Here is a 14,757-nt window from a genome sequence, read left to right as displayed (position 1 = left end):
TTCACTTCACCTCCTGGACGTGGCGGCGCAGTTGCTCGTGCAGGGCCGGCGGCAGGGACGCGGCCGGGGGTCGTACCTCCGACTCCGCCAGCAGCCCACGCCGGCGCAGGCACTCCTTGCGGATGGCGAGCGCGATGCCGGGCTGCTGCTCGAAGGTGACGAGCGGCAGGTAGGGCGACCAGGCGGCGCGCGCGGCGGAGTAGCCGCCGTCCCGCCAGGCGTCCACACAGGCCACCAGCCCCTCCGGGAAGGAGAATCCGGTCATGGCGCCGGCGGCGCCGCAGGCCAGTTCGTCCAGCAGTCCGAGACCGCCGAGGCCGCCGAAGACCGGTGCGTCGAGGGCGTCGGTCAGAGCGGCCACGGCCACCGGGGTCGGCGGCGCCTCGGCCTTGACGGCGGCGACGAACGGCAGGTCGCGCAGGGCGGCGACGAGCGCCTCGGAGGTGATGCGCACCCCGCTCACGAGCGGATAGTCCTGTACGACGACGGGCAGACCGGTGGCCTCGTGGACGGCTCGCAGATGCAGCGCGAGCACCTCCGGCCGGGGCGAGTTGACCTGCACCATGACGGCGGCGAGCCGGTCGCCCGCGGCCTCCTTGGCCAGCAGCGCCTCCTCGACGACCGGTGCGGTGCCCAGCGCGGTGGCGCCCGCCACCAGGGGCAGGGAGACACTGTCGGCGACGGTCTCCAGTACGGTGCGCCGCTCGGCGGTGGACAACTGCGCGGCCTCGCCGAAGACACCGAGCACGGTCAGCCCCGTGGCCCCGGCGCGTTCGAGATGTTCGACGAGCCGGACGAGCGAGGCTTCGTCGACGTCCAGCGTGGACCCGGTGAACGGGGTGGCGACCACCCCCCAGACACCGGGCGCGAGGTGTGCGGAGGAAGAGGGCATGAGGGCTCCTGGGGGTGAAGGGAAGGACCGGGGCCGCGGCGCGGGCCGTGACTCCCGCGAAGTGACCGGTGGCTGCGCGGTCTGATCAGTGCCCCGGCCAGCTCGGTGGCCGCTTCTCCTGGAAGGCGCGTACGCCCTCGCGGCTGTCCTCGCTGTCCAGGGCCGCCATGAGGGCGGGCAGCCGGGCGGCGCGGGCTTCCTGGCTGGTGAGGTGGCCGGTGCGCTGCACCATCTGCTTGATGGCGCGCAGCGAGGTGGGGGCGCAGGCGAGGATGTCGGCGAGCCAGCGGTCGACGGCGGCGTCCAACTCCCCGTCCGGTACGACCTCGTTGACCAGCCCCATCCGCGCCAGCTCCGCGGCGCGGGCGCGCCGCCCGGTGAGCAGCAGGCCCATGGCCTGGGTGTGCGGCAGCCGGCGCACGAGCTGGGGCACGCCGCCGTCGAGCGGGATGCGCCCCACCCGAGGCTCGGTGAGTCCGAACTGCGCGGACTCCGCGGCGACGACGATGTCGCAGCCGAGCACCATCTCCATGCCGCCGCCGAGCGCGAATCCGTTCACCCGGGCGATGACCGGGACGTCGAGGGTGGTGCGCAGGGACAGCCCGCCGAAGCCGGCCGGGTCGAGGTCGGCCCAGTACTCCAGGCCGGTTCTGCCGACCGCGGCGGCGGACATGTCGGCGCCGGTGCAGAACGCCCGGCTGCCGCCGCCGGTGACGACCACCGCGCGGACACCGGGGTCGCGCTCGATCGACTCCCAGATCTCGTTCAGCCGCTGGTGCGTCTTCGCGTCGACCGCGTTGAGCACCTTGGGCCGGTCGATGGTGACGCGGGCGACATGGCCGGCGACCTCGTAGCGGACCTCGTCCACGGGCATCGGCTCACCCGCCGCCGCACTCTGCGTCGGCTCACCCGCCGCCGTACTCTGCGTCGGCTCACCCGCCGCCGTACTCTGCGTCGGCTCACCCACGGCCGCGCCCTGCGTCGGCTTGCTCACCGCAGCACCCCCGCCTCGGTGAGGGCCGTGATGGCCGCCTCGTCGTAGCCGTGCTCGGCGAGCACCTCGGCGTTGTGCTCGCCGAGCCGGGGCGGTGCGTGACGCACCGAACTCCCCGCCCCCGAGATCCGGATGGGCGGCGCGAGCGCCTTCACCGTGCCCACCGAGGAGTGCTCCATCTCGACGATCATCCGGTTGACGAGGGTCTGCTCGTCGGCGAGCGCCTCCTCCAGGGTGCGGACCGGGGCGCAGAGCAGATCGTGCGCCTCCAGACGCTCGAGCCAGTACGCGGTGTCCCGGGTGGCGAACCGCTCCCGGAAGATCCGCTGCAGCGCGGGGCGCTGGGCGAACTGGGCCTCGGGGGTGGCGAACTCGGCACGCTCGGAGAGATCCTCGCCCAGCTCCAGGGCGGCGCTGACGGCCGAGAGCGGCTTCTCGGTGAAGCCGCCCACCATGCACACGGCACCGTCGGTGGTGGCGAAGACACCGCTGGTCGGCATCTCGGCCCAGTTGACCTCGTACCCGCGGTTGAGCTGCATGCACGCTTCCTGCATCTGCATGTGGAGCATCGAGTTGTACATGGCGACCTCCACCTTCTGACCCTCGCCGGTGCGGTCGCGGGTGATCAGGGCGAGCAGGATGCCCTGGAGCAGATGCATGCCGGTCGTGTAGTCGCACAGCGTGGTCGGGTACACCGACAGCGGGATGTCGGGCGACTCACGGCGCCACATCACGCCGGAGTACGCCTGGTTGATGACGTCCTGGCCGCCCTTGGCGCGGTAGGGACCCTCGGTGCCGAAGCCGGTCCCGGAGGCCCAGATCAGGCGCGGGTTGATCTCCTTGAGCTGCTCGTAGCCGAAGCCGAGGCGCTCCATGACGCCGGCGCGGAAGTTGCTGACCACGATGTCGGCGTCCCGCACCAGGCGGTGGATCACCTCCTTGCCCTCGGGGCGGCGGGTGTCCAGGGAGACGCTCCGCTTGTTCCGGTTGATGGCGAGGAAGATCGGGTTGTCCTGGCCGTCGGGGTCGGGGAAGGAGTTGCGGGAGATGTCGCCGAGGCCGGGGCGCTCGACCTTGATGACGTCGGCCCCGTAGTCGCCGAGCAGCTGGGTACAGCTCGGGCCCATGAAGACCTGGGTGAAGTCGAGGACGGTCAGGCCGTCCAGCGGCAGCGGCTGGGAGGTGGTCGGGCCGGTCATGCGAGGGCCTCCGAGGGGTCGTCGAGGGTGGCGTTGGCGGACGGGACGTCTCCGGGATCGGCGCCCTGGGCACGCAGCAGCCGCTGTACGGCGGCCGGGTCGACCTTGCGCGGGGCCTGGCCGCTGTCGACGGCGAGCGCGGCGGCCACCCCCGCGGCCTGGCCCATCGCCATGCACGGCGGGATCTCCCGGGAGACGCGCTGCGCGTCGGGCGTCGCGGAGTAGTGCCGGCCGGCCACGAGGAGCTGGTCCACCTCACGGGGCAGCAGCGCGCGGTAGGGGGTGTAGTAGTCGCGGCCGCGTGCCACGGAGTCGGAGAAGTGGCGGCGGCTGGAGATGTCGTCCTTCGTCACCACGTACTCCCCGGCGAGGAGCCGGGTCTGACGCACCCCCATCTGCTCGGCGACGTCGAGCAGATAGCTGTTCTCGAAGCCCGGCAGCTGCCGCTGGATCTCGGGGAGCGCGTCGGCGATACGGCGCCGGGCCTCGAACTCGGCCTCGGTGAGCGACTCGGGGTCGGCGCCGTCGAACCCGGTCATGTGCGGGGTGTTGCACCAGACGACACCCGGGATGGGCGTCTTGAGCCACCACAGCCCCCACGCGCCGCCGAGCAGGCGCTTGATCTTGCGGTTGAGGGCGCGGGCCTCGCGGGGGTTCTCCTGCTCGAACCGTTCGGCGGCGGCGGTGTCGACGCCCCCGAGCCGGAAGACCAGAGTGGTGAGGTAGCTGTCGTGGACGTAGCCGGCCCCGGCGCGGGAGGCGACGTCGATGTCCCCGGTGGTGTCGATGACGACGTCACCGAGAATCGCCTGCGGGCCGGCCTTGGTCTCGACGACCACGCCGCACAGCCGGTTCCCGTCCATCACCGGCCGGGAGAACCACGAGTGCAGGCGCAGGTGCACGCCGGCCTCCCGGACCAGGTCGTTGGAGACCCGCTTCCAGCCGTCGGGGTCGAAGGAGACGGCGTAGCAGATGGGCTTGGGATCGGCGTGGGAGTGGAAGTCGAAGGTGCCCCAACGGCTCCAGCGGTTCCACATCTCGGGGGAGGAGACCCGGTCCGCCTCCGGCGGGTACACGGCGAGCCCCATCGACTCCAGCCGGTCGACGTACTCGGAGACGATGCCGGAGACGCTGATCTCGGTGCCGTTGCACATGTCGTCGAGGACGAGGACCATGCCGCCGGAGGCGAGGCCGCCGAGGGCCGCGTAGCGCTCGACGAGGGTCACGTCGGCACCGGTTCGGGCCGCGGCCACCGCGGCGCTGACGCCGGCCGGTCCGCCGCCGACCACGACGACGCCGCTGCGGCGCACGACCGGGACGTCCAGAGCGTTCAGGTCGTCCACGGAGGTCCGCAGGCGGGACGCTCGAACGGGGTGACGCATCGGTGGTGTCCTTTCGTAGGGGAGGACTACTCGCCCGCGTGGGTTCCGCTGGTGCGGCGGGCCACCACGTAGAGCACGACGCTGAGCAGGGACAGGACGGACGCGAAGACCGGGAACAGCCACCGCGCGCCGTGCTCCTGGAGCCAGAGCATCAGGTAGGGGGCGGTGCCGCCGAAGAGGGCGACCGCGACGCCGTAGCCGAGGGCGACACCGGTGGCGCGGCAGTGCTGCGGCATGAGGGAGGTGGCGACGACGTTGTAGAGCGTCATGTTGAGTACGAGCACCACCGAGCCGCCCAGCAGCACCGCCGTGAACCCGCCCATGCCGCGCGCCTGGTAGAGCAGCATCAAGAAGACGCCGGGTACGGCGAGCAGCCGGGTGACGATGAAGGTACGGCCGAGGCCGACCCGGTCGGCGAGTCGCCCGGTGAGCGGGGAACCGGCGATGAGGACGGCGCTGAGCGCGGAGGTGGCGGCGAAGACGGCGGTGGACGATTCGCCGTGCGTGGCGGCGGCGTTGGGCAGGCCGACGCTCCAGGCGTAGTTGTACGCCTGCGCCGCACCGACCACGAAGAGCATGGCGAGCAGACCGGGCCAGTGCCGCGCGATGTCCCGCCACACCGCGCCCGTCGAGAGCGCGGCGCCGTCCGCGGCGGGCGCCGGCAGCACCTCGGGCAGTGAACGCCGCAGGTGGAGGACGACGAGGCCCAGTACGGCGCCGGCGGCGAAGGGCAGCCGCCAGCCCCAGGCGTGCATCGCCTGCGAGCCGAGGGTCAGACTGGTCACGAAGGAGAACACCGAGGCCAGACCGATGCCGAGGTTGACGTGGAGGGAGATGGTCCCGGCGGCCCTGGCCTCGCGGCCGGGCGGGACGAGTTCGACGGCGTACGCGGTGGAGAGCGGTGCCTCGATGCCGGTGGAGACGCCCTGGAGCAGCCGGCAGACCAGCAGGATCAGCCCTGCCGCCGGACCGGCGACCGCGTGGGTCGGAGCGATGGCCATGACCAGCGTGGTCAACGACATGAGCGCGACGGAGAGCAGCATGACGCGGCGTCGGCCGAAGCGGTCGGCGACGGTGCCGAGCAGGACGCCGCCGAGGGGCCGGACGGCGAATCCGACGCCGAAGACCGCCAGTGCGCTCATGGTCGAGGCGACGGAGCTGCCGGAGGGGAAGAACAGCGGCCCGATGTAGGAGGAGAGCAGGCCGAAGAGCATCCAGTCGTACCACTCCAGCAGGTTGCCGAGGCCGAGGCCGAGCAGGGCCTTGCGCTGTGACGCGGTACCGCGTCTGCCGGGGTCGGTGGAATCGTCGATGGCGGGACGGAGTGCCCAAGCCATGGTGACCGCCTTTCGGAGGGCCGGTGAGGGCAGGCGTGACACAAGGGCGGGTGCGCAGAAACGATTCGGCAGCACCGGGACGGGGTGCGCCGATGGGGGGGGGTGCGGGGGATGGCGGGTGCACGGGATGGCGGGTGCGCCGGATCGGAGTGCAGGGTGGTCGGCGGGTCGCCGTGCGACAGGTGTGACGGACGACGGGTGTGCCGAACATCGGGTGTGCCGGTTCGAGGGTGTACGCGCGTTCGGCGGATCTACCGAACGGCGGTGTGCGGGTTCGGTGGGTGTGCGGGTTCGGCGGGTGTGCCGAACGGCGGGTGTACGCGCTCGGCGTGGAGTGGCGGCGGCTACCAGGTGGGTGGCGTGATGACCCACACGGCCGTGCAGGTCTCGTCGCCGCTGTTGGCGTACCAGTGGGGAATGGTGGACGGATAGCGGATCGAGTCGCCGGGACCGAGTTCGTGTTTGACGCCGTCGAGATAGACGTCCTTACGACCGGAGAGGACGAGCCCGAACTCCTCTCCGCTGTGCCGGAACGGGGTGGCACTGGTGTCGTAGCCGGGTGGGGTCACCACCCAGGTCGCCTCCAGCGAACCGTTCAGGTCAGGGGTCAGCAGCTCGAACGTGGAACCGTCGTCCGGACGCAGTCCGTGGTTGTCGAGCCTGCGCCGCTCGTTCCGGCGTACGACCGGGGAGCGGAACTGGTGCGGCACGTTGAACAGCCGGCCCACCGGAATCCCGAGGGCGTGCGCCAGCTGGACGAGCGTGCTGAACGACGGGTTGGCGGTGCCGCGTTCGATCTGGCTGACGATCCCGGTGCTGAGCCCGGAGAGTTCGCTCAGCTGACTGAGCGTGTAGCCCTTCTCCTTGCGCAGCGAGCGAACGATCTCTCCGACCGCGCGGATGACCGTGGAGGCGGCGAGATTCTCAGCCGGTTCCGGCGTGCTTGCGCTCACCCTGGCCTCCGTTCGACTCGAAGTGGGCTTCAGCATATTGAAGTTCTTCACTCCGTCAAGGGGTCGCGCAACCACTGTCCGGGGCCCGCTCGGTACGGCCCGGAGGCCGGCCGAACGGGACCGATCCAGGCTGCCGGACGCGTCGATGCGATCGATGACGCATCGACGGCCGTGCGCGGCTACCGCCCGCGCGCCATCGCCTCCCACAGCGCGGCGGCGACGGCGACCTCGGTGCCGGCGAGACCGACGGAGCAGAAGACGGTGATCTCGTCGGGGCCGGTCCGCCCCGGTGCGGCTCCCGCCACCACCGCGCCGAGGTCGACCATCCGGTCGGCGGGGAGAACGGGTGCCTCGCCGTAACCGCGCACCTGGGCAAGGGAGTCGGTGAGGAGTACGTGGGCGTGGTCGGCGAGGGCCGCGGGCACTTCATGGCGCGAGACCGTCTTCGGCCCGATCGTCGTCACGTGGGTCCCTGGCGCGATCCAGTCGGCCTCCAGGACGGGTTCCGTGCTGTTCGTCGCGAGGATCACGACATCACGGTCACGTACCGCCTCCTCCACCGTGCCCACCGTCCGTATCCGCACCCCCAACTCGTCGGCGGCGCGCCGGGCGAACGCCTCCGCGCGCTCCGGCCTGCGGGCCGTGACGACGGCGTCCACCACCTGACGCACGGCAGACACGGCCCACAGCTGGGTCCACGCCTGCTGCCCCGCTCCCACCAGGCCGAGCCGGATCGCCCCGGGCCTCGCCGCCACGTCCACCGCCACGCCGCCGATGGCGCCGGTCCGACGGGGGCCCAGTTCGTCGCCGTGCACCACGGCACGGAGCCGGCCGTCGTCGGAGCCCCACACGGCCACCAGTTGCTCCGCCCCGACGACGGTGTCGTAGCAGCGGAAGCCGAACAGCTCCCGCGCGCGCAGGTGTCCCGCCGTGAACACCAGCCGGCCGTCCCCGAGATCGGCGTGGACGCGGGGTGGCGCGTGGAGCGCACCCTCATGCGCGGCCACGAGAGCCTCCCGAACGGCGCGGACGGCCGTCAGGGCGTCGAGGTGGGTACGTACATCGTGGTCATCCAGCAACAGCACGGACATCGGCACACACTTCCTCTGCGGACGGAGTCGGAGATCACTCTGCCGCGCCGGCGCGGTGCGGTCATCCGTCCGGAGGCCGGGAATTCGGCGCCGCTGACGAGCGGCCGCCTCCACCTTGCGGAAGGTCAGCCGTCGAAGCTCCGCCAGGGGATGCCGAGTTGGCCGAGCGGGCGCAGCGCGACGCGGTGCTGAGCACCGACGCGGACCTCGATCTTGTCCTTGTCCCAGGCGGCCGCGACAGTGGCGACGACTCCTGGGCCGACGAGGAAGTCCGTCGGCGCCACCGGCGCCAGGAAGGGCCGCAGGGGAACACGGCGCAGACAGCTCTCGAGCTGCGGCAGGAAGTCCCGGGGAAGGGCGAAGGCACGGGCCCCGTAGGGGGCGTTGATCGCGGCTTCCTTCAAGGCGAACTGCAACAGGAACCCGCTCAGAGGTTCCTGCTCGGCCACGGGGTGACGGTCCTCGAAGCGGCCGTCCTCAAGCCATACGGAGGGTTCGATGCCGGAGTCGCCCCCTGCCCGAGGGGTCGACCAGGTCCAGCCGCCCTGGCATTCGACACCGAAGACAAGCGGCCCCGTGCTGCTCTGCGAACTCAGAGCGTGGACCGGCATGATGCGGTTGTGGCCTCCCAGGACGGCCGGCCTGCGCGCGGCCAGCCGATAGAAGCCGGCCAGTTCCCCCGGGACGAAGTCGGGCACCTCGACGGACGGCGCCCGCGCGCCGGTCGACGGGTACCAGCTCGTGGCGAAGCGCTCCAGGGCCTTGCCGGGGTCCGTTCCCACGTCACCGAGCCAGTCCGGGTCCGGGAGCGGGGGCGGCGTGACCGGAGGCCGTACCAGGTCGAGGACCTCGCGGCTCAGCGGCCGGCTGAAGTACAGGTCGCAGCGCGTGAGTACGTCCGCGTCGGACTCGCACATCGAGACCTGCGCGACGCCGAGGTACAGACAGGCGCCGTCGAGTCGTACGAAGAGGTGGACGGGCGGATCCACCGGGGTCCCCACCGTGGTGGAGGGCGTGGACCCCATGAGTCGCGATGCGACCGGAGAGGCAGCGGGTCCGATCAGGCGGAACTCCTCCGCGTTCCACACCCCGCTGACCGCGGGGTCGTCGCCGGCCTCCACGATGACGACCGTCGACGAGGTCCCGAGGACCACGGTGGCGCCGGATGCGGGGAACACGTCCGCGTCGGGACCGGCCAGGTCGACGGCCTCGGTCTCGTCGACGCGGTCCAAGAGGGTGAGCTGCACCCGGCAAGGGTATGCGGGAAACGATCGATGACTGCCGGAGGTGCGCCGTGGTGAACGAGGCGGCCGCCGTGGTGCCGGCGCCGTCGGCGTCACCGGCGTCACCGATAGGGATGCGCTCATGCTTCGTAAGGGGGCGCGCAGTTGGCGGGCCGCCGCCGACTTGGCGTGACGTCGGGTACGAACCCGTTCCCGACCTGCTGCCTCCCCCTGGAGCGCGTGTCCGCGGGCAGCCTGTAGGGCGCTCTTCGAGGCGATGCACGTTTCCGGGGGCGGTGACACCACCGCTCCCCGGGCGCGTGCCGCCTCCCGTGCCCCGTCAGGCAGGGTCCGTCACCTGGCGCCGGGTGGAGCGGACCGCGAGGCCGCCGGCGAGAGCCAGGCCCATGAGGACGGCGCCGAAGATCGTGGCTCCGTTGGTCAGGCCGACCGCGTCGCTGAGGTATCCGGCGCAGACCGGGAGAAGCCCGGCCGGGAGGTAACCGCCCACGTTGAGCGCCGCGTTGGCCTCCGCGAGGCGCTGCGGCGGAATGCTGGAGTTGAGCAGCGACAGGCCGCCGAGCTGACCCGTTCCCTGGCCCGCTCCGGCGAGCAGCGCGGAGGCGATCAGGGCCGGCGCCGACGAGGTGTGCACGGCGACGATCAGCGTGATCATGCTCAGTACGGTGCTCGTCGCACCGGCCGTGAGGATGGTGCGGCGGCCGAGACGCCGCACCGCGAACTGCACGCCGGTGGCGGCGAGGAACATCGCGAACGCCATGGCTCCGGCGACGATCCGGCTGGTGGTACCGAGGAGTCCGGACAACAGTGAGGGACCGAGAGAGAGCACGAAGGACGTGGCGGTGATGCCGGGTGCGAACACGGCGACGCCCAGCGCGAGTTGACGGCCGTTTCCGCGGGGGACGCCGGGCACGCGTATCAACGCGCCCTTCGCGCGCGTCTGGGGGCGGCCCACCGGCATGCGCAGTACGGCGAGCACCGCGGTGCCCAGGAGTACGGCCTCGACGGCGAAGACGGTGACGGTGGGCGCGGGCGCCACCTCGGAGAGCACCCCGGCGAGGAGGGGGCCGAGCCCGGCGCCGAACACCATCGCGCAGGACGCGAGGAGGGCGGCGACTCGCTTGCGCTCGGGTCCCGCGACATCGGTCACCGCGGCCATGCCGGCCGAGATCACCGCACCGACCGCGACGCCGGTGAACAGCCGCGCCACGATCAGCGCGGCCACGCCGGTGGCGGTCGCGAAGATCAGGCAGGCGGCCAGCGCGAGCGCCAGGGCGGGCAGCAGTACGGGCTTGCGGCCGAGCCGGTCGAAGGCCACGCCGCAGATCAGCAGCGATCCGATGAGGCCGACGATGTAGAAGGCGAACACCAGGGTCAGGGTGCCCTTGGAGAAGCCGATGTCGCGCTGCCCGCAAACTCCTCCTGGACTCCGAGGGCTTCGACCACACCTGCGGCTGGTTCGGTCTCGACCGGCCCAAGTCCTCCCTCACGCACCACTTCAAGGCGCTGCGCGAGGCGGGGGTCACGCGCCAGCGTCAGTACGGACTCGAACGCCGCAGCCAGGTGCGCGTCGCCGACCTCGACGCCCGCTTCCCCGGCCTCCTCGACCTGGTGGCGTCCTGGACCCCCCAGCCCTGACGCCCTTCCGGCGCCCGGACGGCGCGCCCTCTGCGTCTCGGGTCGCGAACGGGACGGCCACGTCTACGTCCGCCCCGGCCCCCGCCGCGCCTGAGGCGACATACGGGCCCGACCTGCGCAACCACGCATGACGCGCCGGGCTCCGTGCTGGTGCTGGAGTCGGGGCGAGCGGAGGGTGCGGGCGTGGGGGGGGGCAAGTGTGAGAGATGCGCGGCCGCGGTGTCCCTTTCCCTCTATGAGGGCATCGTGGTGATCGCGCGGTTCGGGAGCGGGCTGGAGTAGACGACGCTGGTGGTGACGGAGCCCAGTGCGGCGATACGGCCGGTTGTCCGTTCCAGGTGCCGCATGGAACGAGCGAGGACCTTCAGTACGAAGCAGTCCTCTCCGGTCACATGGTGCGCTTCCATGATCTCGGGGGTGGTCGCGACGAGGTCGTGGAACGGCTTGTAGTTGCCGGTCGGATAGCGCAGCCGCACAAAGGCCAGGATGCCGAGCCCGAGTCGCTCCGGATCCACGACGGCGGAATAGCCGCGGATCACGCCGCTCTCCTCGAGCCGTCGGACCCGCTCGGTGACGGCACTGGCGGACATGGACACGGTCCGCGCCAGTTCGGCATAGCTCGCCCGTCCGTCGCGCTGCAGGGCTTCCAGGATGCGCATGTCGGTCTCGTCGAGGGAATCAGCGGCCATGATCCATTATCGCCATGAGATCCCCGGGCGGAGGCGGAGAAGGCCGGTGATCGTCGGTTCCGGCGCGCTGGTACCTTCCGTAGCGTCTTGGTCATGAGTGACATCGACACGAGCCCGGCGATGCGGGTGCCGCCCGCGGCCCCCGCGGAAGCCGCCGCCTTCTTCACCGCACGCCTGACCTTCCAGGCGGACGTCTCCGACGTCCGCGCCTCACTCGACTCCGGCGCCCCCGGCTTCGTCCTGGTCGACTCGCGCGGGACCGCCGGCTGGCAGCAGGGTCACGTGCCCGGTGCTGTGCACCTGCCCGTCGCCGACATCCCGGATCGCGCCGCAAGCCTGCTGGCCCCGCGGGTTCCGGTCATCACCTACTGCTGGGGGCCCGGCTGCGACGGCGCCACCCGTGCGGCACTCGCCCTCGCCCGACTCGGCTACCAGGTCAAGGAGATGATCGGAGGCATCGAGTACTGGATCCGCGAGGGGTTCCCGGTGGAAGGCGCGACCGGTACGGAGCGGCGCGCGGCCGACCCGTTGACGGCACCGATCGGGTCCCCCACCTGTGCGTGCTGAAGGCCACCACGGGGCCGGGCGCCCCCGTCCACCCGGTCGGCGGATCCAGACGTCCAGGCGTGGGGCGTCGCGTCCGGCAGGGCAAGGGCGGCCGCTGCCGGGGGTCGGTGAGGCCGGTGTCGATAATTGATGGCATCGAGCCGTCCGGGCTCGCCGGCCTGGAGAGGACAGTGCCCCGTATGAAGATCTCCGTCTCCTCCGACATGGACGAACCCGTGGCCCGCCTCCTCGTGGAGGAGCTGCGCCGGCGCGGGCACGAGGTGCGTGAGCACGGCGCGTTGCGGGACGGCGCGGACCCGCAGTGGGCCGTGTGCTCGGAGGCGGCCGCCCGGGACGTGGCCGACGGTGCGGCCGATCAGGCGGTCGTGTGCTGCTGGACCGGTACGGGTGCCTCCATCGCCGCGAACAAGGTGCCGGGTGTCCGCGCCGCCCTCTGTACGGACGCGTACACGGCGGACGGCGCACGCCGCTGGAACGACGCCAACGTCCTCGCGCTCGGCCTGCGGCTCACCTCGGCGCCGGTACTGAAGGAGATCCTCGACGCCTGGTTCACGGCCGAGGCGAGCCCGGACGCGGAGGACCGGCAGAACGTGGCCCGTGTCGGCCGTCTGGACGCCGCCAGGAAGGTCTGCTGAGGGCGGCGTCGAGACGGTCCGACGCGGGCCGACGGCGGACGCCTCCGACGGTGACGGTTTACGTCGTCGGGGTGTCCGCCGTTCGACGGGGTGCCGGGGCTGCCCGGGGCGGGTTCAGTGGGCGCCGAGTCCGCCGCCGCCGAACGAGCCGCTCGTGCCCTTGCTCCAGCGCGGGCGGTCCGTGTCGGTGCTCGTCTTGGTGCCCTTGTTGGTCAGCTCGTACGGGGTCAGTGGGCGTTCGCCCTTGGGGATGTGCGGAATCTCGTCCGGTTCCCTGTTCTCCCGGATCTCGTGCACCGCGCCCTCCGGCGGCAGGTGCGGCTGTTCGTCGGGACGCGGCCGGGTGGACTCGAGGTACTTGATGCGCGAGTTGAACCAGAAGCCGCCGGCGAGCAGCGCCAGCAGGGCCACGGCCACCAGGAAGAGCGCGAGGCTCATGAGGCCGCTCGCCGCGGCCAGCTGCATCGTTGCGGTACTCATAGGAGTGAAATACCCCGCACAAAAGTGTATGAATCAGACACTTTGTGTGGAGAGGGGTCCACTCCGCGTCACATCGCCTGTCTGTGGCACTCGCGGGCGGTCGGCGTGTTTGTGCCGCCGCTTCCCGGCTACCCGCCCCGTGTGACCCCGCCGACTTCGGAGCAGCAGCTCTATCGCTTCCTCGAGGACCGCTTCACCTGCGCCCAGGCCTGCTCCGAGTGCGCCCGGGCGTGCGCGGTGCGCGTGAGTCTTCTGGATCCCGACGGCACCGAGCGCCTGGACCGCATACGGCGGATGGGCGTCATCTGCGCCGAGGTGTGCGACGCCACCTGCGGCATGCTGTCCGAACAGAGCCCCCAGAACGTGCACGGGATCAAGGTCCGGCTGGAGTGGTGCCGCTCGATCTGCCTCGACTGCGCCCTCGCCTTCGACGGAGCCCCCGGCGCCGAGCCCGCCGCGGCGGCCTGCCGGGCCTGCGCCGTGGCCTGCGCGGACTTCATGACGAGCCTGGACTGACCCTCGACGAGGCTTCGGCCGGGCCCTCGACTGGGCTTCGGCCTGACCGCGGCAGGGCTTCGGCCGGCACCCGCGACCCTCGACGGTCCCTCGGCCGATCGTGGCCCGGGCCCGGGTCCGGGTCCGGACCCAGACCCGGTACCGACTCGCGGACCGGACCGGCCGTCGCCCCCGCTGGCGGAGTCCCGGAAGCGCCCACGGCAATGCGACACAGTGCCCCCGGGCGGGCCGGCTCCGGCGTTAGCCTGCCGGCATGGGCGATCCCGGGCTGTTCACCCCGCACTCCGTGACCTGGCAGATGCACGGCGACCCCATGATGTGGATCGCCGGTATCCGTGCGCTCTACCTCCAGGCACTCCACCCGCGCGCGGTCCGCGGCGTCATGCAGAACTCCGACTTCCGCCGCGACGCCTGGGGCCGGCTGATGCGCACCGCCGACTTCGTCGGGACGACGACCTACGGCACGACGGAGGCGGCCGAGCGGGCGGGCGCCCGGGTGCGGAAGATCCATCGCATGCTCACCGCGACGGACCCGGAGACCGGCGAGCGGTACGGCGTCGACGAGCCCGAGCTGCTGCTCTGGGTGCACTGCGCGGAGATCGACTCCTATCTGGAGGTGCTGCGCCGCTCCGGGTTCCCCCTCACCGGCGCCCAGGCCGACCGGTACCTCGCCGAACACCGGGTCAGCGCCCGCCTGGTGGGGCTGGACCCGGACGCCGTACCGGTGGACCGGGCCGGCATGGCCGCGTACTTCGAGAAGGTGCGGCCGGAACTCGCCGCGGGACCCGAGGCGCGCGAGGTGGACGACTTCCTGCTCCGCCCGCCGACGCAGCCGCTCCTCGTCCCGGCGCGGGAGGTGCTGTGGCGGCGCGTGGCGCACCTGGCATACGCCTCCCTGCCCCCGTACGCCCACGAGTTGTACGGCAGACCGGCCCCCGCCCCCGCTGTCGTCACCCGCCGGCTGCGGGCCACCGGCACCCTGCTGCGCCGCGTTCCCGCACGTCTGCGCTGGCAGTTGCCGCCCAAACACGTCCTGCGTGCCGTGGCGAGGCTCGGCCCCGGAGCCCGACCGGCACCGTACAAAGTGGGGCCATAGCCCGCCATACTGAGCGGGCGGGGGGTGGGGCTCGGGCGGGGCCG

14 protein-coding genes and 2 pseudogenes are annotated in these 14,757 nt (G+C 72.1%); 5 read left to right on the top strand and 11 right to left on the bottom strand.

Translation table 11 applies throughout. The annotated features are described in order from the left end of the window. Window position 1 precedes the first annotated feature (1 nt). The 9 genes and pseudogenes from OIB37_RS03400 to OIB37_RS03360 all read right to left on the bottom strand — a co-directional run. On the bottom strand, window positions 2-892 hold the full coding sequence (locus tag OIB37_RS03400) for a dihydrodipicolinate synthase family protein (protein WP_330455991.1): 891 nt from the start codon (window positions 890-892) through the stop codon (window positions 2-4). Between the two features lie 85 nt (window positions 893-977). After that, window positions 978-1,886 (bottom strand): enoyl-CoA hydratase-related protein, encoded by a 909-nt coding sequence (locus OIB37_RS03395; RefSeq protein WP_330455990.1) that lies wholly within the window; start codon window positions 1,884-1,886, stop codon window positions 978-980. Then, window positions 1,883-3,085 carry a CaiB/BaiF CoA transferase family protein gene (locus tag OIB37_RS03390; RefSeq protein WP_330455989.1) on the bottom strand — a complete coding sequence of 401 codons (1,203 nt, stop codon included), beginning with the start codon at window positions 3,083-3,085 and terminating at the stop codon, window positions 1,883-1,885. The genes OIB37_RS03395 and OIB37_RS03390 overlap by 4 nt, the downstream gene beginning before the upstream one ends. Beyond that, on the bottom strand, window positions 3,082-4,467 hold the full coding sequence (locus tag OIB37_RS03385) for an FAD-dependent oxidoreductase (RefSeq protein WP_330455988.1): 1,386 nt from the start codon (window positions 4,465-4,467) through the stop codon (window positions 3,082-3,084). The genes OIB37_RS03390 and OIB37_RS03385 overlap by 4 nt, the downstream gene beginning before the upstream one ends. A gap of 26 nt (window positions 4,468-4,493) precedes the next feature. Then, window positions 4,494-5,804, bottom strand: a complete 1,311-nt coding sequence (locus OIB37_RS03380; RefSeq protein WP_330455987.1) for an MFS transporter — start codon at window positions 5,802-5,804, stop codon at window positions 4,494-4,496. 344 nt (window positions 5,805-6,148) lie between these two features. Beyond that, window positions 6,149-6,757, bottom strand: coding sequence for a helix-turn-helix domain-containing protein (locus OIB37_RS03375; protein ID WP_330455986.1), 609 nt, complete (start codon window positions 6,755-6,757; stop codon window positions 6,149-6,151). 179 nt (window positions 6,758-6,936) lie between these two features. Continuing rightward, window positions 6,937-7,848: an ornithine cyclodeaminase family protein gene (locus OIB37_RS03370; protein WP_330455985.1), complete on the bottom strand. Its 912-nt coding sequence runs from the start codon at window positions 7,846-7,848 to the stop codon at window positions 6,937-6,939. 125 nt (window positions 7,849-7,973) lie between these two features. Then, window positions 7,974-9,095, bottom strand: coding sequence for a hypothetical protein (locus OIB37_RS03365; protein ID WP_330455984.1), 1,122 nt, complete (start codon window positions 9,093-9,095; stop codon window positions 7,974-7,976). A 316-nt stretch (window positions 9,096-9,411) separates the two neighbouring features. Then, window positions 9,412-10,521: pseudogene (locus OIB37_RS03360) on the bottom strand (MFS transporter); the annotation flags it as partial. Between OIB37_RS03360 and OIB37_RS03355 the strand changes: the two are divergent. Next, window positions 10,488-10,730 (top strand): annotated as a pseudogene (locus OIB37_RS03355) (ArsR family transcriptional regulator); the annotation flags it as partial. The pseudogenes OIB37_RS03360 and OIB37_RS03355 sit on opposite strands and share 34 nt — an antisense overlap. A 233-nt stretch (window positions 10,731-10,963) precedes the next feature. Here OIB37_RS03355 and OIB37_RS03350 read toward each other — a convergent pair. Beyond that, window positions 10,964-11,419 carry an Lrp/AsnC family transcriptional regulator gene (locus OIB37_RS03350; RefSeq protein WP_330455983.1) on the bottom strand — a complete coding sequence of 152 codons (456 nt, stop codon included), beginning with the start codon at window positions 11,417-11,419 and terminating at the stop codon, window positions 10,964-10,966. 93 nt (window positions 11,420-11,512) lie between these two features. On the opposite strand from OIB37_RS03350, the gene OIB37_RS03345 reads away from it, so the two are divergent. Together OIB37_RS03345 and OIB37_RS03340 are read left to right on the top strand one after the other, a co-directional pair. Continuing rightward, entirely contained in the window at window positions 11,513-11,986 is a 474-nt protein-coding gene (locus tag OIB37_RS03345) for a rhodanese-like domain-containing protein (RefSeq protein WP_330455982.1), read from the top strand. Window positions 11,987-12,165: 179 nt separating this feature from the next. Then, a complete protein-coding gene (locus OIB37_RS03340) occupies window positions 12,166-12,621 on the top strand; it encodes an RpiB/LacA/LacB family sugar-phosphate isomerase (protein WP_330455981.1) in 456 nt (151 codons plus the stop codon). A 114-nt stretch (window positions 12,622-12,735) separates the two neighbouring features. On the opposite strand, the gene OIB37_RS03335 is transcribed toward OIB37_RS03340, so the two are convergent. Then, entirely contained in the window at window positions 12,736-13,101 is a 366-nt protein-coding gene (locus OIB37_RS03335; RefSeq protein ID WP_330455980.1) for a DUF6479 family protein, read from the bottom strand. A 141-nt stretch (window positions 13,102-13,242) separates the two neighbouring features. Here OIB37_RS03335 and OIB37_RS03330 point away from each other — a divergent pair, with 141 nt between their 5' ends. After that, window positions 13,243-13,617, top strand: a complete 375-nt coding sequence (locus tag OIB37_RS03330) for a ferredoxin (RefSeq protein ID WP_330455979.1) — start codon at window positions 13,243-13,245, stop codon at window positions 13,615-13,617. A gap of 253 nt (window positions 13,618-13,870) precedes the next feature. After that, complete coding sequence (locus OIB37_RS03325) at window positions 13,871-14,713, top strand: oxygenase MpaB family protein (RefSeq protein WP_330455978.1); 843 nt, start codon at window positions 13,871-13,873, stop codon at window positions 14,711-14,713. Window positions 14,714-14,757: the final 44 nt, after the last annotated feature.

Origin of the sequence: Streptomyces sp. NBC_00820 (genome assembly GCF_036347055.1) — a bacterium.
Classification (GTDB): domain Bacteria; phylum Actinomycetota; class Actinomycetes; order Streptomycetales; family Streptomycetaceae; genus Streptomyces.
This window is presented reverse-complemented; position numbering and strand designations above follow the sequence as displayed.